22 protein-coding genes and 5 tRNA genes are annotated in these 26,306 nt (G+C 54.0%); 15 read left to right on the top strand and 12 right to left on the bottom strand.

The annotated features are described in order from the left end of the window. Positions 1–196: 196 nt before the first annotated feature. From ACFSW5_RS09910 to ACFSW5_RS09890, 5 genes are all read left to right on the top strand, one after another. Positions 197–271 (top strand) — tRNA-Glu (locus tag ACFSW5_RS09910). A 1-nt stretch (position 272) separates the two neighbouring features. Beyond that, a tRNA-Thr gene (locus tag ACFSW5_RS09905) sits at positions 273–348 on the top strand. 8 nt (positions 349–356) lie between these two features. Then, positions 357–432, top strand: a tRNA-Lys gene (locus tag ACFSW5_RS09900). A gap of 9 nt (positions 433–441) precedes the next feature. Then, positions 442–528, top strand: a tRNA-Leu gene (locus tag ACFSW5_RS09895). A gap of 3 nt (positions 529–531) precedes the next feature. Further along, positions 532–606: transfer RNA gene (locus ACFSW5_RS09890), tRNA-Gly, on the top strand. A 171-nt stretch (positions 607–777) separates the two neighbouring features. Here the strand turns inward: ACFSW5_RS09890 and ACFSW5_RS09885 are convergent. The 7 genes from ACFSW5_RS09885 to ACFSW5_RS09855 form a co-directional block, all read right to left on the bottom strand. Further along, complete coding sequence (locus tag ACFSW5_RS09885; protein ID WP_379272112.1) at positions 778–2,487, bottom strand: adenine deaminase C-terminal domain-containing protein; 1,710 nt, start codon at positions 2,485–2,487, stop codon at positions 778–780. Positions 2,488–2,505: 18 nt separating this feature from the next. Next, entirely contained in the window at positions 2,506–3,561 is a 1,056-nt protein-coding gene (locus ACFSW5_RS09880; RefSeq protein WP_379272110.1) for an ABC transporter ATP-binding protein, read from the bottom strand. A gap of 16 nt (positions 3,562–3,577) precedes the next feature. After that, complete coding sequence (locus ACFSW5_RS09875; protein WP_379272107.1) at positions 3,578–4,363, bottom strand: ABC transporter permease; 786 nt, start codon at positions 4,361–4,363, stop codon at positions 3,578–3,580. Between the two features lie 7 nt (positions 4,364–4,370). Continuing rightward, positions 4,371–5,192, bottom strand: a complete 822-nt coding sequence (locus ACFSW5_RS09870; protein ID WP_379272104.1) for an ABC transporter permease — start codon at positions 5,190–5,192, stop codon at positions 4,371–4,373. A gap of 27 nt (positions 5,193–5,219) precedes the next feature. Then, positions 5,220–6,152, bottom strand: coding sequence for a nucleoside hydrolase (locus ACFSW5_RS09865; RefSeq protein WP_379272102.1), 933 nt, complete (start codon positions 6,150–6,152; stop codon positions 5,220–5,222). A gap of 127 nt (positions 6,153–6,279) precedes the next feature. Then, positions 6,280–7,356 carry an ABC transporter substrate-binding protein gene (locus ACFSW5_RS09860; RefSeq protein ID WP_379272100.1) on the bottom strand — a complete coding sequence of 359 codons (1,077 nt, stop codon included), beginning with the start codon at positions 7,354–7,356 and terminating at the stop codon, positions 6,280–6,282. Between the two features lie 241 nt (positions 7,357–7,597). Continuing rightward, complete coding sequence (locus ACFSW5_RS09855) at positions 7,598–7,948, bottom strand: DUF2294 domain-containing protein (RefSeq protein ID WP_379272098.1); 351 nt, start codon at positions 7,946–7,948, stop codon at positions 7,598–7,600. A gap of 280 nt (positions 7,949–8,228) precedes the next feature. On the opposite strand from ACFSW5_RS09855, the gene dat reads away from it, so the two are divergent. Next, positions 8,229–9,065 (top strand): D-amino-acid transaminase, encoded by an 837-nt coding sequence (gene dat / locus ACFSW5_RS09850; protein ID WP_379272096.1) that lies wholly within the window; start codon positions 8,229–8,231, stop codon positions 9,063–9,065. Positions 9,066–9,189: 124 nt separating this feature from the next. On the opposite strand, the gene ACFSW5_RS09845 is transcribed toward dat, so the two are convergent. From ACFSW5_RS09845 to ACFSW5_RS09835, 3 genes are all read right to left on the bottom strand, one after another. Next, the gene (locus ACFSW5_RS09845; RefSeq protein ID WP_379272094.1) at positions 9,190–10,422 is read right to left on the bottom strand and encodes an aminopeptidase; all 1,233 of its coding nucleotides are present in this window, start codon (positions 10,420–10,422) and stop codon (positions 9,190–9,192) included. A 14-nt stretch (positions 10,423–10,436) separates the two neighbouring features. Then, complete coding sequence (locus tag ACFSW5_RS09840; RefSeq protein WP_379272092.1) at positions 10,437–10,646, bottom strand: YrzA family protein; 210 nt, start codon at positions 10,644–10,646, stop codon at positions 10,437–10,439. 143 nt (positions 10,647–10,789) lie between these two features. Next, positions 10,790–12,001, bottom strand: a complete 1,212-nt coding sequence (locus tag ACFSW5_RS09835) for an MFS transporter (protein WP_379272090.1) — start codon at positions 11,999–12,001, stop codon at positions 10,790–10,792. Between the two features lie 262 nt (positions 12,002–12,263). On the opposite strand from ACFSW5_RS09835, the gene ACFSW5_RS09830 reads away from it, so the two are divergent. Then, positions 12,264–13,886 (top strand): S-layer homology domain-containing protein, encoded by a 1,623-nt coding sequence (locus ACFSW5_RS09830; RefSeq protein ID WP_379272088.1) that lies wholly within the window; start codon positions 12,264–12,266, stop codon positions 13,884–13,886. Positions 13,887–13,996: 110 nt separating this feature from the next. Here the strand turns inward: ACFSW5_RS09830 and ACFSW5_RS09825 are convergent, their stop codons facing one another. Further along, complete coding sequence (locus ACFSW5_RS09825) at positions 13,997–14,626, bottom strand: SEC-C metal-binding domain-containing protein (protein ID WP_379272086.1); 630 nt, start codon at positions 14,624–14,626, stop codon at positions 13,997–13,999. Between the two features lie 253 nt (positions 14,627–14,879). Here ACFSW5_RS09825 and ACFSW5_RS09820 point away from each other — a divergent pair, with 253 nt between their 5' ends. The 7 genes from ACFSW5_RS09820 (at position 14,880) to ACFSW5_RS09790 (ending at position 23,372) form a co-directional block, all read left to right on the top strand. Then, positions 14,880–16,283: an NAD-dependent malic enzyme gene (locus ACFSW5_RS09820; protein WP_379272084.1), complete on the top strand. Its 1,404-nt coding sequence runs from the start codon at positions 14,880–14,882 to the stop codon at positions 16,281–16,283. A 47-nt stretch (positions 16,284–16,330) separates the two neighbouring features. Further along, positions 16,331–17,164, top strand: coding sequence for a sugar phosphate isomerase/epimerase family protein (locus ACFSW5_RS09815; RefSeq protein ID WP_379272082.1), 834 nt, complete (start codon positions 16,331–16,333; stop codon positions 17,162–17,164). Between the two features lie 415 nt (positions 17,165–17,579). Beyond that, positions 17,580–18,161 (top strand): ribonuclease H-like YkuK family protein, encoded by a 582-nt coding sequence (locus ACFSW5_RS09810; RefSeq protein WP_379272080.1) that lies wholly within the window; start codon positions 17,580–17,582, stop codon positions 18,159–18,161. A gap of 141 nt (positions 18,162–18,302) precedes the next feature. Further along, the gene (locus ACFSW5_RS09805; RefSeq protein WP_379272078.1) at positions 18,303–19,364 is read left to right on the top strand and encodes a LacI family DNA-binding transcriptional regulator; all 1,062 of its coding nucleotides are present in this window, start codon (positions 18,303–18,305) and stop codon (positions 19,362–19,364) included. 379 nt (positions 19,365–19,743) lie between these two features. After that, the gene (locus ACFSW5_RS09800; RefSeq protein ID WP_379272075.1) at positions 19,744–21,171 is read left to right on the top strand and encodes an ABC transporter substrate-binding protein; all 1,428 of its coding nucleotides are present in this window, start codon (positions 19,744–19,746) and stop codon (positions 21,169–21,171) included. Positions 21,172–21,192: 21 nt separating this feature from the next. Then, complete coding sequence (locus ACFSW5_RS09795) at positions 21,193–22,278, top strand: carbohydrate ABC transporter permease (RefSeq protein ID WP_379272073.1); 1,086 nt, start codon at positions 21,193–21,195, stop codon at positions 22,276–22,278. Next, the gene (locus ACFSW5_RS09790; RefSeq protein ID WP_379272070.1) at positions 22,278–23,372 is read left to right on the top strand and encodes a carbohydrate ABC transporter permease; all 1,095 of its coding nucleotides are present in this window, start codon (positions 22,278–22,280) and stop codon (positions 23,370–23,372) included. The genes ACFSW5_RS09795 and ACFSW5_RS09790 overlap by 1 nt, the downstream gene beginning before the upstream one ends. Before the next feature lie 340 nt (positions 23,373–23,712). Here ACFSW5_RS09790 and ACFSW5_RS09785 read toward each other — a convergent pair whose 3' ends face one another. Beyond that, a complete protein-coding gene (locus ACFSW5_RS09785) occupies positions 23,713–24,168 on the bottom strand; it encodes a Dps family protein (protein WP_379272068.1) in 456 nt (151 codons plus the stop codon). Positions 24,169–24,205: 37 nt separating this feature from the next. Here ACFSW5_RS09785 and ACFSW5_RS09780 point away from each other — a divergent pair, with 37 nt between their 5' ends. Next, positions 24,206–26,275, top strand: a complete 2,070-nt coding sequence (locus ACFSW5_RS09780) for an ATP-binding protein (protein WP_379272065.1) — start codon at positions 24,206–24,208, stop codon at positions 26,273–26,275. Positions 26,276–26,306: the final 31 nt, after the last annotated feature.

The following is a 26,306-nucleotide window of genomic DNA, read 5'->3' as shown; positions in this document are numbered from 1 at the left end:
GCGTGCAGCTGACGAATACTAATCGGTCGAGGGCTTATCCTAAAATTACCCCACAAAGTGAAGCGAAGGCTTCCGGAGCATAATCCAAATACTTTGCGGGGATCCCAAAAAGCAGCTAAAGCGAGAAACATTATTCTTATTCGGTTTTGAAGGTTGCAATGATCGCGGTCGGCGATAAATGTATCCTTAGATATATGGCCCGTTGGTCAAGGGGTTAAGACACCTCCCTTTCACGGAGGTAACAGGGGTTCGAATCCCCTACGGGTCACCAAGCCGTTGTAGCTCAATTGGTAGAGCAACTGACTTGTAATCAGTAGGTTGGGGGTTCAAGTCCTCTCGACGGCACCAGTGTATGAGAGCCATTAGCTCAGTTGGTAGAGCACCTGACTTTTAATCAGGGTGTCGAAGGTTCGAGTCCTTCATGGCTCACCAGTTTCATATGCGGTCGTGGCGGAATTGGCAGACGCGCTAGATTCAGGTTCTAGTGGTAGCAATACCGTGGAGGTTCGAGTCCTCTCGACCGCACCATATGCGGACGTGGCTCAGTGGTAGAGCATCGCCTTGCCAAGGCGAGGGTCGCGAGTTCGAATCTCGTCGTCCGCTCCATCTACATAATACAAGCTTCGGATCGATCGATCCGAAGCTTTATTTGTTTTTCAGCCATCGCCGGAGATTGGATAGAATAGAACAGTAAAGAAGCCCGAGCCAGCGCTCGGGCTTTCATGTCATATCGTTACGGGTGCGATAAAAGGTTCACAACCTGCCTTTAGCAGGCGTTCATTCGACGATCAGCGGCACGACTTTCCCCGCGTTAACGTCGATCAGGCCGTGATCGGTGATTTTCAAATAAGGGCTGACGGGCAAGGAATGAGTCGAAATGGACATAATCGGGTTGTAATGCTTATAGCCGAGGCTTTCCATCGCCTGACGCACCTGTTTGACGGACTCGGCCGCTTCGTCGAGAGGCGCCTCCGTCAAAATGCCGCCGACCGGCAGATGCATGTTCGCCAATACCTCTCCTTCATGAACGACGCAGAAGCCTCCTTGTTGCCGGATAACGGTATTCGCGGCAAGCACCATGTCCTTTACATTATGCCCAACGACGAGCAGGTTATGATTGTCGTGCGAATACGTCGTGGCGACGGCCCCGCGCTTAATCGTGTCCCCGGCAATCAGGCCGACGGCCCGACCGCCGTGCTTGCCGTAGCGCTCGAACGTAGCGATCAGCCCGCAGCCGCTTGTTTCCCATCGCAGCCTTCCTGCGATAGCTTCAAGCTCTACCCGGTTTTCGTTCGTAAACGTCGAACCGTCCTGTACCGCCATGACGCGGCATGCGTAACGCCCGTTCGGAGCGTCCGTACGCAGCGCAAAGTCCGTTTCGGAAAGCTCGCCGAGCTTTACGCTTTGATAAAAATGCGCCGGGAAACGATAAGGCGCCGGCTCCGGTTCGTACGGGCGATCCGCCGAATAAGCCAACGTCCCGTTTTTGTAGACGGCGTCGATCTTCATCTCCTCCAGGTCGGAGACGAGCAAGAAGTCCGCCAGCTTGCCGGGAGCGATTACGCCGCGGTCGTACAACCGCATTCGGCGGGCAGGGGTATAGGTTGCGGCATAAATCGCCCGTTCGGGCTTCATGCCCATACTAATCGCTTTGCGGACGATCTGATTTAAATGCCCGCGGGCGCGGAACGAATCCGCCATCACGTCGTCCGTCACAAAGCAGAAATGCTCGGATACGTCATGATAAATCAAATAAGCGATAACCTCCGGGGTCATCGATTTCTCCTGAATTTCAATAAACATGCCCGCGGCGATGCGTGCTTCCAGTCCTTCCACGGTTTGATGCGTATGGTCGGAATCGACCCCGGCGTAAATGACGCGCTGCAGGTCCAAATCGAGCAGCTTCGGCACATGGCCTTCGATGACCAGCTGAGGATGATTTTTTTTCATATGCATCAAAATGCGGTTCGTTTTGCAGTCCGGATCGGAAATAATATCGACGTAGTTCATAATTTCGCCTAGGCATACCGCTTCGCCCGAAGCGAGCAGTTCGTCCATGTCCGCGATTTCGATCGAGCCGCCGGACGTCTCCAGGGACGTGGCCGGAACGGAGCTCGGAATCGCATAAAACATGTCGGCCGTGCAGTCTGCGCTCGCTTTGATCATCTCGCGCACGCCTTCCAGCCCGAATACGTTGGCCATTTCGTGCGGCTCCGGAACGATCGTCGTCACGCCGTTGCGGATCAGGCCGTACGAGAACGAATGCGGGGTAACCATCGTGCTTTCGATATGCAGATGAATGTCGACAAGGCCCGGCAGCATATACCGGCCTTTTGCGTCAACGACCTGACCGGCTTCAAACGTTTCCGCGCCGCGTTCCCCGATATAGAGAAACTTCCCGTCGCGCACGGCGACGTTGCCGGGAGTCCATTTTTTGAAATAGCTGTTAAAGACGTTGGCGTTTAAAATTAACAGATCGACTTGCATGGATGTTTCCTCCTGTTGTTATTCGACGAGGACAAGCTTGTCCGGCGGAAACCCCAGTCGAATATGTTGATTGCCGGCGAAAGGCTGCTGCATCTCCTGGTTAACCGTAAACTCGCCGAGCGCGGTCTCCACGACGTATTGATAGCTCCGTCCGAGGTATGTGCTTACCTTCACCGTCCCGTCCAGCGTGTTGTCTCCGGCTTCGATCTGGTCCGGCAGGCCGATGGCGATATCGTCCGGCCGTATGGCGCCTTTAAAGCTGGCCGGCATGCCCGGGACGACGGCGGCTTTAAAGCGGCGGTCGCCGACGCGCAGCAGGTGGAAGCCGTTCTCTTCGGTACGCTCTTCAAACGTAATGAAGTTATTGAAGCCGATAAATCGGGCGACGAATTCCGTTTTCGGATATTGGAATATGACGGACGGGCGGTCCAACTGCTCGATGACCCCTTTGTTCATGACGGCAACCTGGTCGGAAATCGAGAAGCATTCCTCCTGATCGTGCGACACATAGACGGTCGTAATGCCCAGCTCCTGCTGAATGCGCCGGATTTCCACGCGCATGTTGACCCGCAGATTGGCGTCGAGGTTGGAGAGAGGCTCGTCGAAGAGCAGCAATTCCGGCTCGATGACGAGCGCTCGGGCGATCGCGACGCGCTGCTTTTGCCCGCCGGACAGCGCCTTCGGGAACCGGTTCTCGAAGCCGCTTAAGCCGACGATCTCGAGCATCCGCAGCACGCGGCGCTTGATTTCGCCGTCCTTCACTTTGCGTAGGCGCAGGCCGAACGCCACGTTGTCGTAAACGGACAGATGCGGAAACAAGGCGTAGCTCTGGAACACCAGACCGAAGTTCCGCTTGTTGATCGGAACGCGCGTATAATCCTTGCCGCCGAACTTGAAGGAGCCTTCCTTCGCCTCCATGAAGCCGGCGATCAGGCGCAGCGTTGTCGTTTTGCCGCAGCCGCTCGGGCCCAGCAAGGAGATGAGGTGGCCTTTTTCAATCGAGAGGTTGAAGTCGCGCAAAATATAGTTCTGGTCGTAGGCGACCGATACGTTATCAAGCTGTAGCAATGCCATCGTGTCAGGCCCTCCGTTATTGTTTAGTGAATTGGGAAAGTCCCATGAGACGTTCGATCAGGAACATAAACACGGCGGTAAACGCCATCAGCAGCACCGAAATGGCCGAAACCGTCGGGTCGAAATAATTTTCCACGTAGGTGAGCATCTGGATCGGGAGCGTGCTGACGCCCGGACCGGTCATAAAGAGCGAAATGTCGACGTTGTTGAACGACTCCAGAAACGCGATCAGCACGGCGGCGATAATGCCGGAACGGATATTCGGCAGAATAACCTTAAAGAAGGTTGTCAGCCGACCGGCTCCAAGGCTCATGGCCGCCTCCTCGATCGAAAAGTCAAAGTTAGCCAGGCTCGAGCCGACGACCCGGATAATGAACGGCAGCATAATGACGGTATGTCCGATCAGCAGCGCGGCGTATATCGGGATGTCGAGCGTAATGACGACGTATTTGAGCAGCGTGAAGCCAAGCACGATGCTCGGAATAAGCACCGGCGACAGGAAAATCGCGTTAAGCGTTTCTTTGCCGCGGAACGCAGCCCGGTTAAGGGCGTAAGCGGCCGGTATGCCGAGCAGGATCGCGAACAGGTTGCCGAGCAGGGAGACGCCGACGGACGTTTGGAACGTTGTGACGAACATATCGACGTCGAAGACGTTCCGATACCATTTGAGCGAAAATCCCGTCGGGGGGAATTTCAATACCGAGCCCGGCTCGAACGAGGTGAGCGCGATGATGACAAGCGGCCCGAGCAAAAACAAATAGACGACAAAGGTGAATAGGGCAAGCCCCGGATTTTTTTTCATCTGAGTTCTACCCCTTCGGATTAAATTTGGCCGCAGCCTTGTTCATAAGGCCGATGACGATAAACGTGATGATCATCATTATGGTGGCGATAGCGGAAGCCGCCTGCCAATCGTTCAGCGTAATGGCGTTCTGGTACAGGAACGTCGAGACGACGCGTTTCTTGCCGCCCAGCAGCGCCGGCGTCGTATAAGCGGTCAAGCTGCCCACGAACACGAGGATGCTGCCGATAATCAGTCCCGGAATGCTGAGCGGAACGACGATTTTGCGGAACGCCGTAAATTTCGACGCGCCGAGGCTTTGAGCCGCGCCGACCAGGTCGACGTCGATCGATTCCAAGACGCCGACAAGCGTAATCAGGATTAACGGCAGGAACAGATGAACCAGGCCGATAATCATCGCCGTCGGCGTATACAGGATGCTGAGCGGCTCCTCAATAAAGCCAAGCGAAGTCAACAACGTGTTGACCATGCCGTTTTTGCCGAGAATAATCATCCAGCTGAAGGAGCGGACGACCGAGCTCGTAAGCAGCGGGAAGATGGCGAGCGCCAGCATGATGCTTTTTTTGCGCGGCGGCAGCTTGGAAATGTAATAAGCCACGGGAAAGCCAAGCACGACGCAGAGCACCGTCGTCATGACGCTGACGAGAAGCGTCGTTCCCAAAATATCGAGAAAGTAGGCGTCGGTAAAATATTGCGTATACGTCTCAAACGTAAAACTCCCGTCCCGAAACAGCGTCGAGCCGACTGTGAGCAGCAGCGGCACGATCATGAATACGGTAAGAAACAGCAATCCGGGAGCCAGAAGCAGGTACAAGTATCGCTTTTTCATGAAAGGTAATCTCCTGTACGTTATTGTTCAGTCCCGCAGGACTTCGATAAAACGGCGAATAAACTCGCCGGAGTCGGCGCGCAGGCAGACGTCGACGTTTGGCTCGCGGCCAAGCCGGTTTTGCACGTCGCAGACCGTTTGGCCGTCGCACAGCTTGCTTTTGGTCTCCACGTCCACGAAATAACGTTTCGTCTCGTAGAGCTCCGGCCATATCGCCATGCCGACGGCGAGCGGATCGTGCATGGCGCAGGCGTCGACGCCGTTCCGTTCCCGATACCGCCGCATGTAATCGCGCGTGCTGTCCCGCACGTAGCGGGCAATCGCCGTGTCGCCGATCGCGCCGATATCCCCGTCCGTCAGCAGCGCCTTTCGCGTCACGTCGAGTCCGACCAGCGCCAGACGAGGAAACCCCGCCTCAAGCACCAGCTTCGCCGCTTCCGGATCGACGTACATGTTATATTCCGCCGTCGGGGTAACGTTGCCGTACGTGCCGGTCGCTCCGCCCATCACAATGACTTCCTTCAGGTCATGGACAATGCCGGGATAGTTCGAAACGGCAATGGCGACATTGGTCAGCGGGCCGGTGGCGATCAGCGTAATTTCCCCGGGATGCCGCCGGGCTTGGCGAATGATGAAATCGGGGCCGTACGTCTCGGATCTGGAGCGGTTCGATGGAATCATGTCCGGCAACGCTCCGCCAAGGCCGTCCTCGCCGTGCACGCGATGCTCGAAATGCGGGCGTCTCAGCAGCGGGCGGGAGGCTCCGGGGTATACGCCGATGCCGGGATCCGCTTGAAGAAATTCGAGAATTTTCATCGTGTTTAAGGTGGCGGCCTCCAAAGATACGTTCCCGTTAACGGTCGTAATCCCCAGGACGTCCAGTACGCCGCTACGGATCGCCAGCATGATGCCAAGCGCGTCGTCGATACCGGTATCCACGTCCATAATGACTTTTTTCACTATCGAATCCCCTTCCACTTCTTAAAGATGTGCTTGAAACAAAAGCAGAGGCGAGGGGCCCCTGCTTTTGTTAACCGCTATTCCAAAGCGGCCGTTACCGGCGTTAACGGATGCCGTGCCGTCTTTATTAAAGCGTAACTTCGCGGTTAAAGCGGTCGGTCCAATTTTTCAGGTTTTGGTTTACGAAAGACATATCAAGCTTTCGCAGCTTCTCTACGACATCCGCGCCGTACGTAACGCCTGCGGCTTCTTCTTCCGTCAGCGTTACGTCCTTGTTCGCAGGAGAGTCGACCTTGGCTTTCGCCGCTTTCTCTTGAACCTCTTGGCTAAGCTGCCAGTTTATAAACTCTTCGGCGAGCTCCTTGTTGTCGCTGCCTTTCACGACGTTCAGCGTGTTGACGATCGCATAAGCGCCTTCCTTCGGCGTTACGAACTTGATGCCCGGAACGGCTTCCTGCAGGTCGCTCAAATACATTTGCATAATCGGTCCCGCGGACGCTTCGCCTTGGGCAAACATGTTGATAAATTCGGAAGTTTGCCCGTAATATTTCACGACGCTCGGATTCAGCGCGCTTAATTGCGAGAACGCTGCATCTTCGTTAAAGTCGGCATTGCCGGCCGCGATGGAAGCCGCATCCACCATCATCGGGCCGCTGGTCGACGTAATGCTCGGCATCGTCAGCTTGCCCTTCAGCTCCGGCTTCCACAGATCGCTCCAGGACGTAATCTCGATGCCGGTAGCCGCCGGGTCGTACGCGATGCCAAGCTGGCCGATCGTGTAGGCCGGGCCGTATTCTTCGCCGTTAGGCGCTTTGGCGATATCGTAGATGCTGTCAAGATTTGTAAGCTTGCTGCGGTCGATCTTCTCGAAGGCGCCGGCTTCGATGCCCTGCTGCGCATAATAGTCGGACAAATAAATGACGTCTACGTCCGAGCTGCCTTGCAGCACTTTGCTCAAGCGATCCGCGTTGTTGCCCGTTTCCAGGACGATTTCCACATTGTGTTCTTTTTCAAACGGCTCATAAACTTCTTTATTGTAAAATTCCTCAGCGAAGCCCCACGTCGATATGACGAGCTTTTGTTTCCCGCCGGAGCTTTCCCCGGCCGAATCGTTACCGCCGTTCCCTCCGCAGCCCGCAAGCATCAGCGCAGCAGCGGACAACGCGATGAAGCCTTTGCCCAACAGTTTGTTCACAACTACCATCTCCTGTCGTTTTAATTAGTTTCTCCTTCGTGCCGACAATATACGTTGCGGTTACCCGCCCGCCGTTAAAGCGGATGGCATTCCCCCAAAAAAGAAAATATATAAAAAAGCGCTCCGATTAGAAAAATTCTCTAACCAGAGCGCTTTTCCCCGTAAACAAGGCCAAGCGTAATCCGTTATATCCTAGGCGCGGACAATCCTTAAGATAAATCAAAAGGAAAGCGCCGCAAATATGAATCGGTTACTTATGCTTTAGCATAATGGTGGTAACGGCCCACTGCGTCGCGGGGTCGTAATCCCGGAGCAAAACCTCGATCTCAAGGCCAAGTTCGTTCTCCAGCCGTTCTCTCAATCTCTTTTTATATATAGAAGACATATAAAAGTCGACTTCATACTTCAGCGTCGGAACTTCCCCTTCGAGGGCCGCGGAACGAGGCGAGCGGCGATGGCGCGCGTAAAGCGTAACCGCTTCTTGGCTTATGCCCGTCTTAAGCAGCGTAGTGCCGAAGCCGAACAGCTCCTTGGACACTTCGTTGTAGATTTGGCTCAGCTTCTGTTTGAATTCGTTCGAATTAGGTTCGATAGGGGCCATGAAGTCTCCTTCAATCCATAAAAAATTTCGACGATGAAGATTGCATGTAAATTAATAATACAAAATAAACGGAATGCGCGCAACAAAATGTTCGGTTATTTATTGTTTCCGACGATGAACTTATCCTATTGGCTACTGCAATAACCCCGTAATTACGAACTTTTCCGTTCTATGGGAGAAAATATGACCTGTATAATACGGAGAAAACGGGAGGACGGTTTTGAATCCGGCCGCCGTATTCGTTATGATAAGAAGAAAAATCCAAGGGAGCTGCAATGACGTGAGCGAAGTCTATTATTTCCGCAACGAGTTTCTGCCGAAAGAGGACGTCCGGATTTCGCCGGAGGACCGGGGATATTATTTCGGCGACGGCATTTACGAAGTCATCCGGGTGTACAAGGGCCGAATGTTCGAGGCCAAAGCCCATTTCGAGCGGTTTAAACGAACGGCGCTGGCCGTCCGTATCCCGCTGCCCGACATGGGGGAGCTGGAAGCGGCGCTGCAGGAGCTTATCCGGCAAAACGCGGTCGAAGAAGGCAGCGTATATGTGCAGATGACGAGGGGAACCGCACCCCGCGCCCACAACTTGAACGCCGATACCCCTCCGGTCGTCATGGCGTATTGCCAGAAATTGTCCCGTCCGGTCGACAAGATGGAGAAGGGCATCGCGGCCGCGACCGTGCCGGATACGAGATGGCAGCATTGCGACTTGAAGACGCTGAACTTGCTCGGCAACGTGCTGCTGAAGCAGAAGGCGCTCGACCAAGGCGCCGACGACTGCATTTTGCACCGGGACGGCAGCGTAACCGAATGCAGCTCGTCCAATCTCTTTATTGTCAGAGATAACCGTCTTGTTACGCATCCGGCGGACAACCTGATTCTGCCGGGCATAACGAGAAACGTCGTTATCCGGCTGGCCGCGGAGCTGGAGCTCCCGGTCGAGGAGCGGGCTCTGACGGTAGACGAGCTGCTCGGCGCGCAGGAAGTTTTCCTTACGAGCACGGTGCAGGAAATCGTGCCGATCGTAACGGTGGACGGGAAAGCGATCGGCGGCGGAACGCCGGGGCCGGTAACGCAAAAGCTTCAGCAGGCGTTCGAGCGCCTGATTCTGGCTTAAACGCCCGCAAATCGCTCGGTTGACCGTGGGCTTCAAGGGAAGGTCGGCAGCCGGCAAACGAAACGCCGCCCGCCGCTATCCATACGATAGCTGCGGGCGGCGTTTAACGTTTAAACGTCAAAGGTTAGAAAGCCCAAGTGCCTTTCTTGAAGACCGGTTCCTCTTTGCCGTCGGCGGTAATGCCGATAATGTCCATTTCGGCCGATCCGATCATAAAGTCGACGTGCGTGATGCTCGTATTCAGGCCGCGCGCCTTCAGCTCTTCCTGGGACAAGCCTTTGCCGCCTTCGAGGTTAAAGGCGTACGCGCTGCCGATCGCGAGATGGTTGGACGCATTCTCGTCGAACAACGTATTGAAGTAAAGAATTCCGGACTCCGAAATCGGCGAATAATGCGGGACAAGCGCCACTTCGCCGAGGTAGCGGGCGCCTTCGTCCATTTCGATCAGCCCTTTAAGCGTCTCTTCGCCTTTCTCCGCCCGAACGTCCACAATTTTTCCGTTTTCGAACGTCAGCGTGAAGTTGTCGATAATGTTGCCGCCGTAGCTAAGCGGCTTCGTGCTCGACACCTTGCCGTTTACGCCGGTCGCCAGCGGAGCGGTGAACACTTCTTCGGTCGGCAGGTTCGCGACGAACGATACGCCTTGTTCGTTGACGCTGTCCGCCGCCACCCACAAATGGCCTTCCGGCAGCTCGATCGTCAGATCGGTGCCCGGAGCTATGTAGTGAAGCTTCTTATATTTCTTCGCGTTCAAATAATCCGACTTCTCTTTAAGCGTTGCGATATGCTTCTCCCATGCTGCGACCGGGTCGGCTTCGTTGATGCGGACGGTATCGAAAATCGCTTCCCACAGCTTGCTTACTTGCTCCGACTCCGGAGCGTCCGGGAACACTTTGGCGGCCCAAGCCTTCGAAGGGGCGGCCACGACGCACCAGCTGAATTTATCCGCTTGCATGTACTGGCGGTATTTCGCCAAAGCTTTGCCGTACGTGCGCTGGTGATTGGCGATTTTGTCGCCCGAGACGCCTTTCAGCAGATCGGGGTCCTGCGATACGATGCTAATGACGGCGCCGCCTTTCTCCGCCAGCTCCGTCATTTCGCCGGCGTGCCATTTAGGCTCTTCCAGGAACGCTTCGTCCGGAGCCAGATCGTAGCGCAGCCGGGTTACCGTATCGTCGCTCCATTTCACGTTAACGGAGTACGCGCCCGCTTCATACGCTTTTTTGGCGATGAGCCGAACAAGCTCGGCGGCGTCGATGGCCGCATTCACGACAAGCGTTTGCCCCTTTTGAATTTTGACGCCGATGTTGACGATGAGCTCGGCGTAGCTGTCCAATTTTTGCTGAAACGTGGTCATGGATCATTCCTCCATTATTTTTTGAGTTTGAAATGAACGGCGGCGCTGTACAGCATTTTGCCGAGGTTCGGGTTGAAAACCGCCTGGTAGCTTACGGAGCTGACGTCAAGCAGCAAAGCTTGATTGTTCGTAATCTGATCGTCGATTTGCTTCTGCAGCGTTTTTAAGTCGTAAGCCTCAAAAAACTCCACCTTGTTCTCAAACAAATCGAGTTGGATGTTCATATGTATTTCTCCTAAAAGTTTTGTGAAGCTGTGCTTCCTCGGTTATGCATCGAACAAAACTCGCTTCGGAAGCGACTGCTTGGTTTGCTGAAGCTGTTCTTCCTCAAGTGTAGTATACGGACATGGCCGGATTCAAGCCTGCGCTAACCGCCGGCGCGGGGCGCACGTCCCCGGTTCAAGCGGCCGTGGACCGCAAAGAAAACGGCGGACAGCAGCGCCGTCGCAACGGCCAGCCACGCAACGGGCATCAGTCCTCCAACGTCGTAGAAGCTTCCCATGACATAAGGGCCGATGACGCGCCCCGCCGAGCCGAGGCCGCCCGTAAGCCCGATGTAAAACGGGGCGTTCTTGCCGGCATGCTCGGCGATAAAAGCCGGCGTTGCCGGCGAGATGAGCATTTCCCCCAGCGTCGCGAAGATCATCCCAAGCACCATGCCGGGATAATTCGGCATCAGCAGGATTAGTGCGAAGCCAAGCATGTACAAAAGGCCGCTTGCCGTCATCTGCGACGTTTCCGTCGGGGCAAAAAAACGTTTGATCAGCGTTGTGACCGGCTGCGCCGCGAAGATCAGGATGCCGTTTAACGTCCATAAGAAGCCGTACATCGATTTCGGCAGCCCTTCGGCTATGATATACGGCGAAACGCCGGTATTCCATATCGAGTTGCCAAGCAAAATGAGCAGCGTCCCGATCGACATGTACAGATAGAGGCGGACGTTGAGCAGAAGAGGCCACAGGCTTTCGCGCTGCGCCGTTTTGACCCGTCCGCTCCTTCCGGAATGCGCGGCATCTCCTATTGTGCGTAAATAAAAGAAGAAAAAAACGGCGAAGACCGCCGAACTGACGCCGTTCAGCAGAAAGCTTAACGAATAGGACAAATCGGCCAGAAAGCCGCTGGCGGCCGTCCCGAGCGCTACCCCGATATTGTTGGCCACATAGATGACGTTAAACAGTTCCCCGCGCCGCTCGGCGAAACGAAAGCCGACGAACGCCTGGATGGCCGGGAGCGACATCGAATTGAACAAACCGACGAATCCCATGGCCACGACAAACGGGATCCACCGGTCGCCGATGACGGGCAGCGCGAACAGCGAAAGAGCGTTGGCGGCAAGGGCGCCGACGATTAACCGTTTGACCCCGATTTTGTGGTATAAACTCCCCCCTAACAGCTGCCCGGCAATCCCGCCGACCGATTGAACGAGAATGACGAATCCCGCGCTGGCCATGCTTCTGCCCAGTTCGTCAAACACATACATGGAGATAAGCGGCCACATTAACGATCCGCCGACGGAATTGACAAGGCTTGCCAGTAAAAAAAATTTGATTTCCTTCGGATATTGCTCCAGAAGCTTCATGAAAGGTTCTCCTATCCAGATGTCATCTCTCATTATAGCTAAAAAAGGAAGGGGAGTTCTATTGAAATATAATATTTTTTGGTTGCGGTTCTTCTATAGAAGAACCAAGTTAAACATAAAAATTTACAAGGATAGAAGCATGGTGGCTGGAGCGCCAGCATTTTTGCAATGCGCGTATCGCGGCCGTTTGGTAGAATGGGTTGATTCGAACCTATTCATAACGTAATAGAGAGATAGATAGCAGGAGAGAGGAGAACACCTATTGGCAAGCACATCAATGAGAAAATACGCCGCTGCCGCCTTGGCCGCTCTTGCGTGCTTTCCGGTTATGGCGCATGCGTCGTTCGCGGCGGTTACCAAGCCGCCTTATACCGATATTTCGTCCAGCTATGCGAAGGCGGAAATCATAGAGCTCTACGAACGCGACCTGATGAAAGGGACGACGGAAACGACCTTCTCGCCTAAAAAAGCGATAACGCGCGCCGAATTCGTGACGGTGCTGAACCGTCTTCTTGGCCTTAAGCCGGTGGACGCGGCGGTGACGCCGTTCCGGGATACGCAAAGTGCGGCATGGTACTATGAAGCGGTCATGGCCGCGTTTCAGCTTGGATTGGTCCAGGGGAAAAGCGAGACTTCGTTTGCTCCGTCCGCATCGATTACCCGCCAGGAAGCGGCCGTGCTTCTCGTCCGAGCGTTGAAGCAGGAGACCGACGCGTCCGCGAACGAAATGGCCGGAGTATCCGATAAAGCTTCCATCTCCGCTTGGGCCGAGGAGGCCGTCGCGAAGGCGTTCGAGCTGAATCTTCTGAAAGGCGACAGCGGCGGGAAATTCCGTCCCAACGATCCGATCACGCGGGAGGAAGCGGCCACGATCGTCGCCCGTATCGTTTCGAACGAGGACTGGGCCGATGAACTGGAGCAAAAGCCGGATTACGGCATTCAGCTGGGCTGGCAATACGGACAAACGACCGCCGAATTCGAGAAGTCGGTAGCCGCTTCGACCGTCAATACATTGTCTCCGAGATGGTATTTTCTAGAAGAAGGCGGGAAGCTTACGGATCATACCGACAAATCGCTTATCCAATGGGCGAGCGCCAAAGGGAAGCAAGTATGGGCGATGGTGGGCAACCGGTCCGACCAGGACCTGACGCACGAGGTGTTGTCCGACGCAGCGGCGCGGGAAGCGTTGGTCGGAAATCTGGCGTCGATGGTTTCGAAATACGGTCTGGACGGGCTGAATATCGACTTCGAAAACGTCGCTCCGAAGGACCGGGCTTCGATGACGGCTTTTGTCAAAAGTCTCTCTTCCGCGCTTCGAGAAGAAGGTGCCGTGCTTTCGTTCAACGTTTCGCCGGATCGGGGAACGGACTGGACGGAAGCGTTCGATTACGCGGCGATCGGCCAAGCCGCGGATTATGTCGTGCTGATGTGCTACGACGAGCATTGGGGAGGCTCCTCGACAGCCGGATCGGTATCTTCGCTTAGCTATGTGAAGAGCTCGCTCGCGACGCTTGCGCAGGCCGTAGCGCCGGATAAAATCGTGCTGGCGATGCCTTATTACACCAGGGACTGGACGCTTAAAGCGGACGGCAGCGCGGCGTCTTCCGTATCGATCACGCTTCAGAATCAGCAAACCCTTATTCAGACGAACAACGCGGCGATAAGCTGGGACGACCAAGCGGGTCAATATATCGCTACGTATACGAAAGGCGGATACAAGCACCGCATATGGGCGGAGGACGGCCGTTCGATCGGCCGCAAGCTCGAAGCGGCCGCTTCCTACGGTTTGGCCGGTTATGCTTATTGGTACATCGGGGCCGAAACGCCGGATATCTGGGACAGCATCCGAAATTCCTCCGTTTTTCTGCAATACGATTTCGAATAAGGGGCGGAAACGGCGGAGCCGTAGAGTTCGTCCAAAAAAATAGACACGAAAAGAGGGACTGTCGGCTAAAAGCCGCAGTCCCTCTTCGTGCCTGATGGCAGCCATTTGGGCTACTTGTAATTTAAGGCGAGAGCCTTCATGGCCCGGTTTAAACGCTCGAGCTCCCGCTGCGCGTCGAAGGACGCTTGTCCGCCAGCATTGCCGCTAACGGCCGGAGCAATGTCTCCCTTCACGTTCGCGTTTGCATTCGCGTCGGATGACTTGCCGGATAACGTCGTTTCAATGTAGGCGTTAACCTCCAAGATGCGTTTGGACAACGATCCGGTGGAAACGCCGTAGATGTCGGCAAGCTCCGCTTGGCTCCGCGCCGCCTCGTTGGCTTCGGCGACGGCGAATTCGATCGCCGCGGCGAAGATGCCCGGCTTGCGGAAGCTTGGCTTCGTATGTTCCGAGAAACGGTTCCATAACGCGATCGCTTCCAATATAATGCTATCCTCGTAACGGCCTTTCATATGCTCAAGCAGATGAACAGCCAGCGCGCGATACGATTCTGTCGACCAGCTCAATTCAACGTCAATCATATGGATGATGTCATTTTCGGTCAAAGCGACGTTTGGCTTGCCGGAAGTAAGCAACGCGGATTGCAATCTGTTGTTCGACTGATCCTTTCCGAGACAGCAGCGCTTGTACTTTAATCCGCTGCCGCAGTAGCAAAGATCATTTCTGCCTATTTTATCCAAAACATCAACTCCTGTACAACTTGCTGTGCCCCCTAATCATACCCGATTGGCAGGCATTATGACAAGTAATCGGAGGATAGAGCCAAAGCGGCGCCTCATAGATTGCGGCCCGTTAACGAAAAATAGGAGAGAAACTTTCGATGCCCTGCGGACGGGGAGGATTTGGGCGAATAACAGCGAAGTCTTAAGGACGGCGACCCCACAAGCGATTCATTGAAGATGGAATGACCTGAAGCGGGAGGAGTATAAGAAGATGGCCTACAACAGCATTATCGTGCGACTGGAAATGAACCATGAGCTTGTCAACTTTGGCGAAGTCGCTTCTACCGTAAGCAAAGCGGGCGGAGATATCCGTTCCATAGACGTCATTCGTTCGGGCCAGCACAACTCGGTCCGGGACATTACGATTCACGCGGCGGACGATAAAGAGCGGGAAATAACGGAGGCGTTAAGGTCGCTACCGGGCATCGTCGTCGTGAACGTATCCGACCAGACGTTCCTCGCCCATCTGGGGGGCAAAATCGAAGTCGCCCCAAGACAACCGATCAAAAACCGGGACGATCTGTCGAAGGTGTATACGCCCGGGGTCGCCCGCGTTTCGACGGCGATTCACGAAAATCCGGATAAAGCGTATTCGCTTACGATCAAACGGAATACCGTCGCCGTCGTGACGGACGGGACCGCCGTGCTTGGTCTGGGCGATATCGGCCCTAAAGCGGCGGCACCGGTTATGGAAGGCAAAGCGATGCTGTTCAAGCAGCTTGCCGGGGTGGATGCTTTCCCGATCTGCCTCGACACGAAGGATACCGAAGAAATTATCCGCACGATTAAGGCGATCAGCCCGATCTTCGGAGGCATTAATCTCGAAGACATCAGCTCGCCCCGCTGCTTTGAAATCGAAAGGCGGCTGGACGAGGAGCTCGACATTCCGGTGTTCCACGACGATCAGCACGGAACGGCTATCGTTGTCGTAGCGGGCTTGTTGAATGCGCTTAAAGTCGTCGGCAAGCGGATTGAGCATGTGCGGGTCATCGTCAACGGGATCGGCGCGGCGGGCGTTTCGATCTGCAAGATGCTGCTGGCCGCAGGCGTGACCCGCCTTGTGCCCGTAGACCGCGAAGGGGCAATCGTCCGGGGCGGGCAATATGATCACCCGATGTGGGCCTGGCTGGCGGAGCAGCCGCAGGTCGAAGCGGTGCAAGGAACGCTCCAGGAGGTCATTGACGGAGCCGACGTATTCATCGGGGTTTCGAGAGGCAACATTTTGAGCGCGGACGACGTGTCCAGAATGGCGGAGAACCGGATCGTGTTCGCGATGGCCAATCCTACCCCGGAGATCGAGCCGGAAGAAGCGCTTAAGGTGGTGCGCGTGTTTGCGACCGGACGAAGCGATTATCCGAACCAGATCAACAATGTGCTCGTATTCCCCGGCATGTTCCGCGGCGCGCTCGATTGCCGGGCCAAAACGATCAACGAGCCGATGAAGCTGGCGGCCGCCCGAGCAATTGCCGCGGTGGTCAAAGCGGAAGAGAGGCATGAACAGTACATTATTCCAAGCATTTTTAACGATCAGGTCGTGCCTAACGTCAGAAGGGCCGTTATCGAAGCAGCCATCTTAACGGGAGTCGCACGCCGGATTCCGCCCGATTTCCGCTAAGCGGAGCCGGCAGCGGGACTACTAGCGATTCGAAAGGAATGAAAGCGATGTCAGTAGGCGTATTGGCTCATTTGTTCGGCAGTTTGCCTTACCGCGACCTTGCCGCCAAGGTGCGGTCTTACGGTTTTACCCATGTGCAGCTCGCGATGTGGAAAGCGATTAGCGATATCGATTTCAGCCGGCGGGGAAAGCTGAGCCCCGGATTGGCGTTATCGATTGCGGAAGCGTTCGACAAGGAAGGGGTCCGCATATCCGTGCTCGGCTGCTATCTGCACTTTTTTGACCGGGACGAGGCCAAGCGGCGGGACAATGTCGAGCGGTTCAAGGAGCTGCTGCGCTATGCGCGTTTTCTCGGCGCCCCGACGGTCGCCTTTGAAACCGGCAGCTTCCCGGGCGGGGATTATACCGAGCAGGATCGGAGCGTCATGAAGCAGGTGCTGGAGGAGCTGGCGGAGCAAGCCGAGAAATGGGGCGTGTTCGTTGGTCTGGAGGCGGCGAACGGCCATCTGGTCGGAACGGCGCGTCAGCTTCATGCGATGCTGGAGGAGGTTCCTTCTTCGCAAATCGGCGTCGTGCTCGACCCGGGCAATCTGCTCCACGAAGGGAATATCGCGAAGCAGGACGAGGTCATCGAGGAAGCCTTCCGGCTGCTGGGCGACCGGATTATCGCCTGCCATGCGAAGGACCGTCTGCTGCAGGAAGACGGCAAGGTCGTGACGAAGCCGGCCGGCTTCGGGCAAATGAACTACGAGCTGTACATGAAGCTTCTGCAGCAATACAAGCCGGAAGTCGATATCATTATGGAGGAAGCGCGGGAAGACCAGATGGAGCGGTGCAAAAGCTTTATCGAGCAAACCCGGCGCAAATATCCGGTCTTATAATCGTACCCGCAAAAATAAAAGGAATCATCGCTTCTCAGGGCGTGATTCCTTTTATGCTTCTCATATCGCTTTTGCATCTTCTCCCGAAGTCCGGCGCTCGTGCGCGTCACCGGGTTGACGCCTTGCCAGCTTCCCCGCAGCCGCTCCGGATTCGGCTTTCCTTCCCGTTCCAGCTTTCGTCTAAGCTTCTTCGATTTGCTTGTTGCCATGCTCGTTGCCTCCATCCATTTGCATTTTTTCCATGCTTTCTCCATTATAGACGATCCGGCGCCGGAAGGCCATTCGTATTGTTCAAGCCGCATCCATCGGCGGCGTTCATGAATATATTGTTTTTGAGGAAAACTTAATTGCACGACGGACATAACTATGTATAAAGACGAAGAAAGGGCTGGCTAGTCCCGGACAGGTGATCAGGATGAAACCAATCGAGCGAGTCGCGTTGCCGGAAGAGCTTGTGTTCAAGAACTTGTCGGAAAACAAGCTTTCGCTTCGCGACGTGATGGATCGAATACTGAAATTTATGTCGAACGACCCCCGTTCCCCTTACCAGTTCGTCATCGGCACGGACAGCCAAGTGTTTCACGGCTATACGAAGTTTATTACGGGCATTATTATACGCCGGGTCGGCAAAGGGGCATGGGCGTGCTACAGGCAGGTCGTCGTTCCGCGCGAGATGAGGTCGGTTAAGGAAAAGCTGACGTACGAAACGTCGCTTTCCCAGGAGGTCGCTTATCATATGAGAGAAGCGGGCGGCATCAGCCGAATGGAGGAGTTTCTTATTCCGCATCTGTATCAAGGAGCGTCTCTCGAGCTGTTTATCGACATCGATGCGGGGACGGAGCCGATCGTCAACAAGACGTCGCTGTACGTCCAGGAGATGATCAACCGGGTACAAGGGATGGGGAGCTACGAAGCCCGCGTCAAGCCGGATTCGATCGGCGCTTCCAGCTACGCCAACCGGTATACGAAAAGACCGGTCGATATTGAGAAGCCATAAGCCGCGGGGAACGGCTTTTTTTGTTAGGCGGTGCGGCAATCTTCTCCAATATTCGACAAAAGAAAACGGTTGCAAAACCGGGATTGCGAGCCTATACTAGGTGTTGAAAAGGTTTTCAAATCCCGAAAAGGACGGCCTGCCATGAATTCGACCACGATTCGAGACGTCGCCCGTTTGGCGAAAGTGTCGATCAGCACCGTATCGAGAGTCATGAACATGCCGGAGGCGGTCGCTCCCGACAAGCGGGAGCGGGTGCTGGAGGCGATCCGCCGGCTGGAGTATCAGCCGAACGGCTTCGCACGAGGCCTTATTTTCAAAAAATCGAACACGCTTGGCGTGCTTATTCCGGATATCCGAAATCCTTATTACGGGGACATCATCCGGGGGATGGAGGAGGCGGCCAAGCAATTCGGCTACAGCCTCATGATCTGCAACACGGACCGCGATCCGGAGCGGGTTGTCGGTTATATCGAAGATTTAAGGGAAAAGCAGGTTGACGGGCTGCTCTTCGCCAGCGATTACGTCACGGCTCTTTATTACGAGACGATCCGCAAAAGCGGCGTCCCGGTCGTGCTTGTTTCCACCGAATCCCGCGAATACGGCATCCCTTCGGTGAAGGTGGACGAAGAGCAGGCGGCCTACGAGGCCGTCCGCCATCTTATCGCGCTTGGACACCGCGAGATCGGCATCGTCTGTTTTACGCTGCCGGATCCGATATCCGGCGAGCCGAGATACCGCGGCTATGCGCGGGCTTTGGAGGAAGCGGGGCTCGAAGGGAGCAAGAACCATGTCGTCTATGCCACGCATTGGTTTGAAGAAGCTTACGCCGCGACGGACGTATTGTTCCAACGTTACCCGCAGCTGACGGCCGTCTTCGCCTGCTCCGACGAATTTGCGCTTGGGGTCATCTCCTGTCTTCATGACCGCGGCATCAAGGTTCCCGATCAAGTATCCGTCATCGGTTTCGACAATGTTAGGCTCTCCCGCATGTCCATTCCAAGGCTGTCGACGATCGCCCAGCCGATGTACGAGATCGGGTATGCCGGCGTCAGCAAGCTTCATCGGCTTGTCCGGAACGAAAGCCTGGAGACGCTGCGCGACATTGTGCCTCATCGGCTTATCGTCCGCGAATCGACGGGGCCGCCCGGCGGTTCGGGGGAAAACCGCAAAACCATTGATATCCGAACGAACGATAGTTTCTGATCCGCATATGGTTTATTTCATCCTTCCGCTTAAATGCAAAACGACACGTTTCAACTTCTGCTCGCTAGGTAAAGCAAATTAAATTCCAAGTTCATGCCAAATTTCCGAGTCTAACTTCCGAATCAACCGTAACGAATACACCAAACTTGAATAAACCGATGTATAAGTTCGGGCCGTGAATTTGAAAACGTTTTCAATTTATAAATGCAAAAAACGTTATGGAAGGCTCCGAACTTTATTGAAAGGGGGGATTGCGCCGCGGGCTGCCAGTCGTCACTTATAGGCCGCGCAATGAAAATCCGGCTGCCGGGCACGAATGAGACCGAACGGAAACGGTTTTGCACGAAAGGGTCATTAATCGATGAAGGGGATGGTTCGTTTGAAACGGGCACAACGATTAACAAGGTCCATGATCGGCACATTGGTTCTCGTCTTGGCGCTGCTGCTGTCCGCATGCAGCGGCGGCAACGGTGGAAATAACGGAGGCGCTTCCGGCACGCCGGCGCCGACCCCGGAGCCGAGCGAATCGGCATCGGCCAGCCCGTCGGCTTCGCCGGAGCAACCGGCGGACGGTTCCCCGCTGGAACAGGCATACGCCGGCAAGTACAAAGGCACGAAGGTTACGATGTTCGGGCCGTTCGTCGACGTCGATCAGGTGAAGTTCGAGGAAGCGATCAAGGAATTCGAAACGAAGACGGGCATCGATATTCAATACGAAGGCTCCAAGGAGTTCGAAGCGACGATCGCGATTCGCGTCGACGGCGGCAACGCGCCGGATATCGCGGACTTTCCGCAGCCCGGCCTGCTGCAAAGCTTCGTGAAGACGGGCAAAGTGATCGACGTAACGACGTTCCTCGATGCCGAGAAGCTGAAGGCCAATTACAATCAAAGCTGGCTGGACATGGCGACGATGGAAGGGCCAAACGGCAAAATCATGAGCGGCGTATGGAACCGCAGCAGCGTCAAGAGCTTGGTATGGTACCCGAAGAAGCAGTTCGAGGAAGCGGGTTATACGATACCGCAAACGTGGGATGAGCTTCTGGCGCTAACCGAACAAATCGCCAAAGACGGCGACCCGGCCTGGGCGATCGGCATCGAAAGCGGCGCGGCGACGGGATGGCCGGCTACCGATTGGATCGAGGACATTATGCTCCGCACGACGACGCCGGAAAACTACGATAAATGGGTGAAAGGCGAGCTGCCGTTTACCGATCCGATCGTCAAAAACGCCGTCGAAAAGATGTCCGAAATTTGGCTGAACGAGGACTATGTGTACGGCGGAACAAAGTCGGTCGTCACGACGGCGTTCGGCGACTCCGTCGGCCCGATGTTCGAAAATCCGCCGAAGGCTTGGCTGCACAGGCAGGCAAGCTTCATTACCAGCTTCTTCCCGGAAGGCTCGAAGCCGGGCGAAGACTACGACTGGTTCTATCTACCGCCGATCGACCCGCAATACGGCAATCCGGTGCTCGTGGCCGGGGACATCTACGCGATGTTTAACGACCGGCCGGAAGTCCGCGCCGTTATGGAGTTTTTCACGACGGGAGAATCGATCAAGACATGGGTGCAGTCGGGCGGCGTCATCGCGCCGATGAACGACGCGCCGCTGGATTGGTACACCAGCGACGTCGAGCGTCGCATGGCCCAGCTTATTCAGGACGCCTCGACGCTGCGCTTCGACGGTTCCGACCTGATGCCGGGATCGGTAGGCGCAGGGACGTTCTGGAAAGGCATGACCGACTACGTCAGCGGAACGGTAGAGCTGGATAAAGCGCTGGAGGAAATCCAAGCGGGCTTTAACCAATAATCCAAGAAACGAGGGATTCGTATGCAGCCTGCAGCAGCATCTTCCAAATTCAAGCCGGCGCTCGTCCTGAAATCCACCGCGGTTATCGCAGCCAATGCGCTCGCGCACAGCGGCCTGTTTCTGCTGCTGCGGGATGCGGACCTGCCCTCGTGGATTTTTGCGGCGCTGGCCATCTTGTGGGGCGTGCTAGGGGTATATGGGCTCTATTGGTCGCTGAACTGGGCCGTCGAGCAATACCCGGAGCGGTGGAAGAAACGGATCTTGCCTTACGTCTACGTCGGACCGGCCGCCCTGCTGCTCGGCTGGCTGCTGCTCGTGCCGACGCTGCGCACCTTGTATATGAGCTTTATGGACGAAAGCTCGGAGCATTTCGTCGGCTTCTCGAATTATGCCGCCGTTATCTTTAACCGCTTGCTGCTGACGGCGCTGCGCAACAATTTGCTTTGGGTCGCGTTCGGCGCGACCGCATGCATCTGCCTGGGACTGCTAATCGCGGTCCTGGCGGACCGCAGCAGCTTCGAGAAGCTGGCCAAAGCCGTCATATTCATGCCGATGGCGATTTCCTTCGTGGCGGCGGGCGTCATCTGGAAGTTCATTTATTTCTATAAGCCCGGCGACGAGCAGATCGGCCTCCTGAATGCGATTCTGACCGCGCTTGGCGGCGAGCCGCAGGCGTTCACGAGCATGCTGCAGCCGTGGAACAATCTGTTTCTGATCGCGATACTCGTCTGGATGCAAACCGGATTCGCGATGGTCGTTTTTTCCGCCGCGCTCAAAGGCGTGCCGGACGATATCGTCGAAGCCGCCCGTGTGGACGGGGCAAGCGAAACGGGCATTTTTTTCCGTATCATCCTGCCGTATTTGTCTCCAACGATCTTGTCGGTATCTACGACGATTATCGTCTTTACGCTTAAGATCTTCGACGTCGTCATGGTTATGACCGGCGGCCAATACGATACGGAGGTCGTCGCGACGCAGTTTTACCGGCAATTTTTCATGTACCGCAATGCCGGATACGGGTCCACGCTCGCCATCGTGCTGCTCATCGCCGTTATTCCGGTCATTATTTTCAACTTGAGGCAGATTCGGAAGCAGGGGGGACTATGATGGGATACAAACGTAAAAAAATCGCGTCCAAAACCGTCATTAACCTCGTTCTCGGCTTCATCTGCTTCATCTGGCTGATCCCGACCGTCGGGCTACTGGTCTCTTCCTTTCGGCCGGCGGCAGACATCCTGCAGACGGGGTGGTGGACGGTATTCCCGCACAAAGCTTATCGGACGGTAGAAACGATGCAGCTGCCGAAGGAGACCGACCTGCGCGAGCCGATCGAGATTAACGGTGTCGCGTATACCGACGATCAGCTGAGAAGCGGGGCGGCGACCGAGGACGGCCGTCGGCTCATATGGGAGAACCGTCGGGCAAGGACGGTGCAGGTGCAGGAGAGGGACTGGACGTTTAACGCGAGTTTTACGCTCGACAACTACGACAACGTCTTGACGGGGAAGACGTACAACATTACGATGCCGGACGGCTCGGTCAAAACGGAAAAAGGAAGCGGCTTGTCCCAGGCGTTCCGAAATACGCTTATTGTGGCCGTTCCTTCCACCGTTATTCCGATTCTTATTGCGACGTTTGCCGCTTACGCGTTCGCTTGGCTCAAGTTTCCGCTGCGGCGCTCGATGTTCGTCGCCGTCATCATGCTGCTGGTCGTGCCGCTGCAGGTGGCCCTTATTCCGATTCTCCAGGATTACGGCAAGCTTGGGCTGAACGGGACATACCTTGGCATATGGATCGCCCATACGGGCTTTGGCTTGCCGCTTACGATCTATTTTATGTACACGTTTATCAGCCAGCTGCCCAAGGATCTGTTCGAGTCGGCTTTTATGGACGGCGCCAGCCATTTTACCGTATTTACGCGGCTTATCCTGCCTTTGTCGGTACCCGCTATCGCATCCATCGGCATCTTTCAATTTCTGTGGGTGTGGAACGATTATCTCGTGTCGCTGGTCTTTATCGGCAGCCAGCCGGACGTGCAGGTGCTGTCGATGCGGATCGCGGGCCTTGTCGGGTCGCGCGGCGACGACTGGCATTTGCTTACGGCCGCGGCTTTCGTCTCGATGCTGATGCCGCTGACCGTGTTTTTCGCCCTGCAGCGCTATTTCGTTCGCGGGCTGCTCGGAGGTTCGGTGAAGGGGTGAACGCGGCCGCTCATCCTCGGAGGGCTTCGAAACCGCGGCCACTCATCCTCGAAGGACTTCGATAGAAGTTTTGCTCATATTGTTGCCGCTCTTGTGATAACATAGGAGCTAATACAAGCTGCAGCTTAATGACGGGAGGATCGGGAGCGGATGGGAGTTCCGGCGGGCGTATGGATCAGCGCCGTTATTATCGTCGTCGTGATTACTTGGCTGACGTTGTGGGTGACCAAAAAAGCGTACTCCAAGCGTTGGGAGGACGATTAAACGGACATAGCGAAAACCGCGGGTGCGGCTTATACCCGCGGTTTTTTTGCTTGCGTGCGAATGAACCGAATGCGAACTATCCGACAAAAGCCGCAAGCATCCAAATATGCTTCTCGACCGAAGCTTGAATGCCCGTAAACATATCGGCCGAAGGCTGGTCGCCTTCCGAATCGGCCGCTTCGATCGCGGCGGAAAGCTCTTTCGACATCTGCTTGAAGTCGCGGATCAGCTGCGTGACCATCTCCTCGGCGGTTTCGCCTCCGGCCGCTTCCTTGATCGTCGCGACGTTCAGCTGCTCCCTCATGGTCGACGCCGGCTCGCCGTTTAACGCGAGCAGACGCTCGGCCAATTCGTCCACATAATCGGCTGCCGCGTCGTAAAGCTCCTCGAACTTGGCATGCAGCGTGTAGAAATGCGATCCTTTTACATACCAATGGTAATGATGCAGCTTTGTGTACAATACCGACCAGTTGGCCACCTGCAGGTTCAAAGCTTGCTGTACCGTTTGTTTTGCCGTCGTCTCTGTTGCCAAGGAATAATCCTCCTCCCAAATTGTGACGCCTATACCGATGCCGAATGCAAGGGTTGGCACGGTCATTTCCGTTTCCTTTTTTATTTACCCAGCCGCTGCAGTTTTTAATCATGATTATGGCGAAAGAGCAAAATGGATATATCGAAGTTTGTCGAATGGTGGTAAGATTAAATTAGGAATATTTAACCATCGTGGAGGAGCGGGCATGAAAGGTTTTGGGCGTTTATCGTTGATTTTTTGGCTGCTATTTGCGCTTGCGACCGTTTGGCGGCCTTCCTTCGCGGTTGCGGCAGACGGACAAGAAGAGACGGTCATTACGGAGTGGCAAATGAGCTGGGCGGAGGAGCGTCCGGATTTATCAACGAAGGCGGACAGGCTCTCGTCGCTTCAACATCAACGTTGGTTTCCCGTCCATGCGGGGGAGAAGCACCCGGTGCCGGAACACGTGCGCGCGGCATGGATCAAAATCAAGCTGCCTGCGATTGAAAGTAACCGAACGGGGTTGTACATAAAGGAGATCATTGGTCAAAATTTATACGCTTATATCGACGGGGAAGAAATATACTCGTCTGAAAGAGATTATGTTCAAACTCGAAGAAAGCTTCTTTTATCATTAACGGCAGAGGACTCTAACAAAGAATTATTTGTATTTTTAAGTTACCCGAATAAATCATTCCTTGTTAAAAATATTATTTTTGATGAATACAGGGTATTGCAAAAAAAATATTTAACACCAATTCTAACGGATATTATTCTTGGGTCATCGTTAATTCTAATATCACTTTTGATGTTATTTTGTCTCCTTTTTATAGGGAGATCTTTTCATAAAGCCTGGAGTTCTTTAGCAATCTTGATATTAACAACAGGCTTGATTATTATTGGGGATGGGACAATTCCTTATTTGGACCGTGACTCATTTGGACAATTATGGACGAATATTTTTGATCAATCGACCAATATTCTTCCTATTTCTTTATTTATTTTTCTCGAAGCTTTTATTGGAAGAGGACCAAAATCTATTATTTCCAAATTTATAAAAATAGCGAGCATCGTAGGAGTCTTGAATGTAATTGCTTTTATTTTCGATATCATTACTAAAAGTAAATATTTCGGTTATATGTATCACCTCATGACATTTTTATATTTGCTATTGTTGTTAGCAAGTGTAATCGTTATAGCCGCTGTACTGCTTGTCCGATCTATACAAAAAAATAATTATGCTATCATTATTTCTGGAGGTTTATTAGCTTTTCTCGTTATTTGCTCTACGGAACTTTTTTGGTTTTACTTACAAGGTCAAGACCATCGCTTCTATTTTTGGAAGTGGGGAGCTTTGGTGCTAATATCATGTTTTATATATGTATTGGGCAAGATGATATACGATAATTTCCGGAAAGCGTCTGAGTACGCACAGCAGTTAGAAATTTTCAATATTGAATTGCAGAAATCCGGAAAAATGGAAGTAATAAGCCAACTCGCTGCTTCCGTTGCCCATGAAGTCCGCAATCCTTTGCAAGTAACAAGAGGATTTCTCCAGTTAATTGGCTCAAAAAACATTCAATTAAATGAGAAGAACTATATGGCATTAGCCATAAATGAACTAGATCGGGCTACAGAAATCATCAACGATTTTTTATCTTTTGCAAAACCTCAAAAAGAAGAGATGACTAATTTAAATTTGAATGAGGAATTTCAACATATTATCGATATACTGACACCGATGGCTCGACAAAACAACGGAAGTTTCAAGGTTCATTTTAATGGAAAATTATGGATAAGGGGAGTATCGTCAAAATTTAAACAAGCAATAATTAACATTATTAAAAACAGTATCGAAGCTTTGCCCAATCAAGGGAAAATTGAAGTTTTCGGATATATTTATTTGGAAGAAGTTTATATTGTAATAAAAGATAACGGAGAAGGAATGACTGAAGATGAGTTAAGACAACTTGGTAAACCCTATTTTTCTAAAAAGGATAGTGGCACTGGTTTAGGTTTAATGGTTTCATTCAATATTATAAAGTCCATGGATGGAGATGTTGAATATAATAGTGTAAAAGGTAAAGGGACTCAGGTCACATTAAAATTTCCAATGTTAAAAATTTAAAAAATGCGGCTCTTCGCTTATGAGCCGCATT

This window comes from Paenibacillus thailandensis, assembly GCF_042685365.1.
Classification (GTDB): Bacteria; Bacillota; Bacilli; order Paenibacillales; family Paenibacillaceae; genus Paenibacillus_AP; species Paenibacillus_AP thailandensis.
This window is presented reverse-complemented; position numbering and strand designations above follow the sequence as displayed.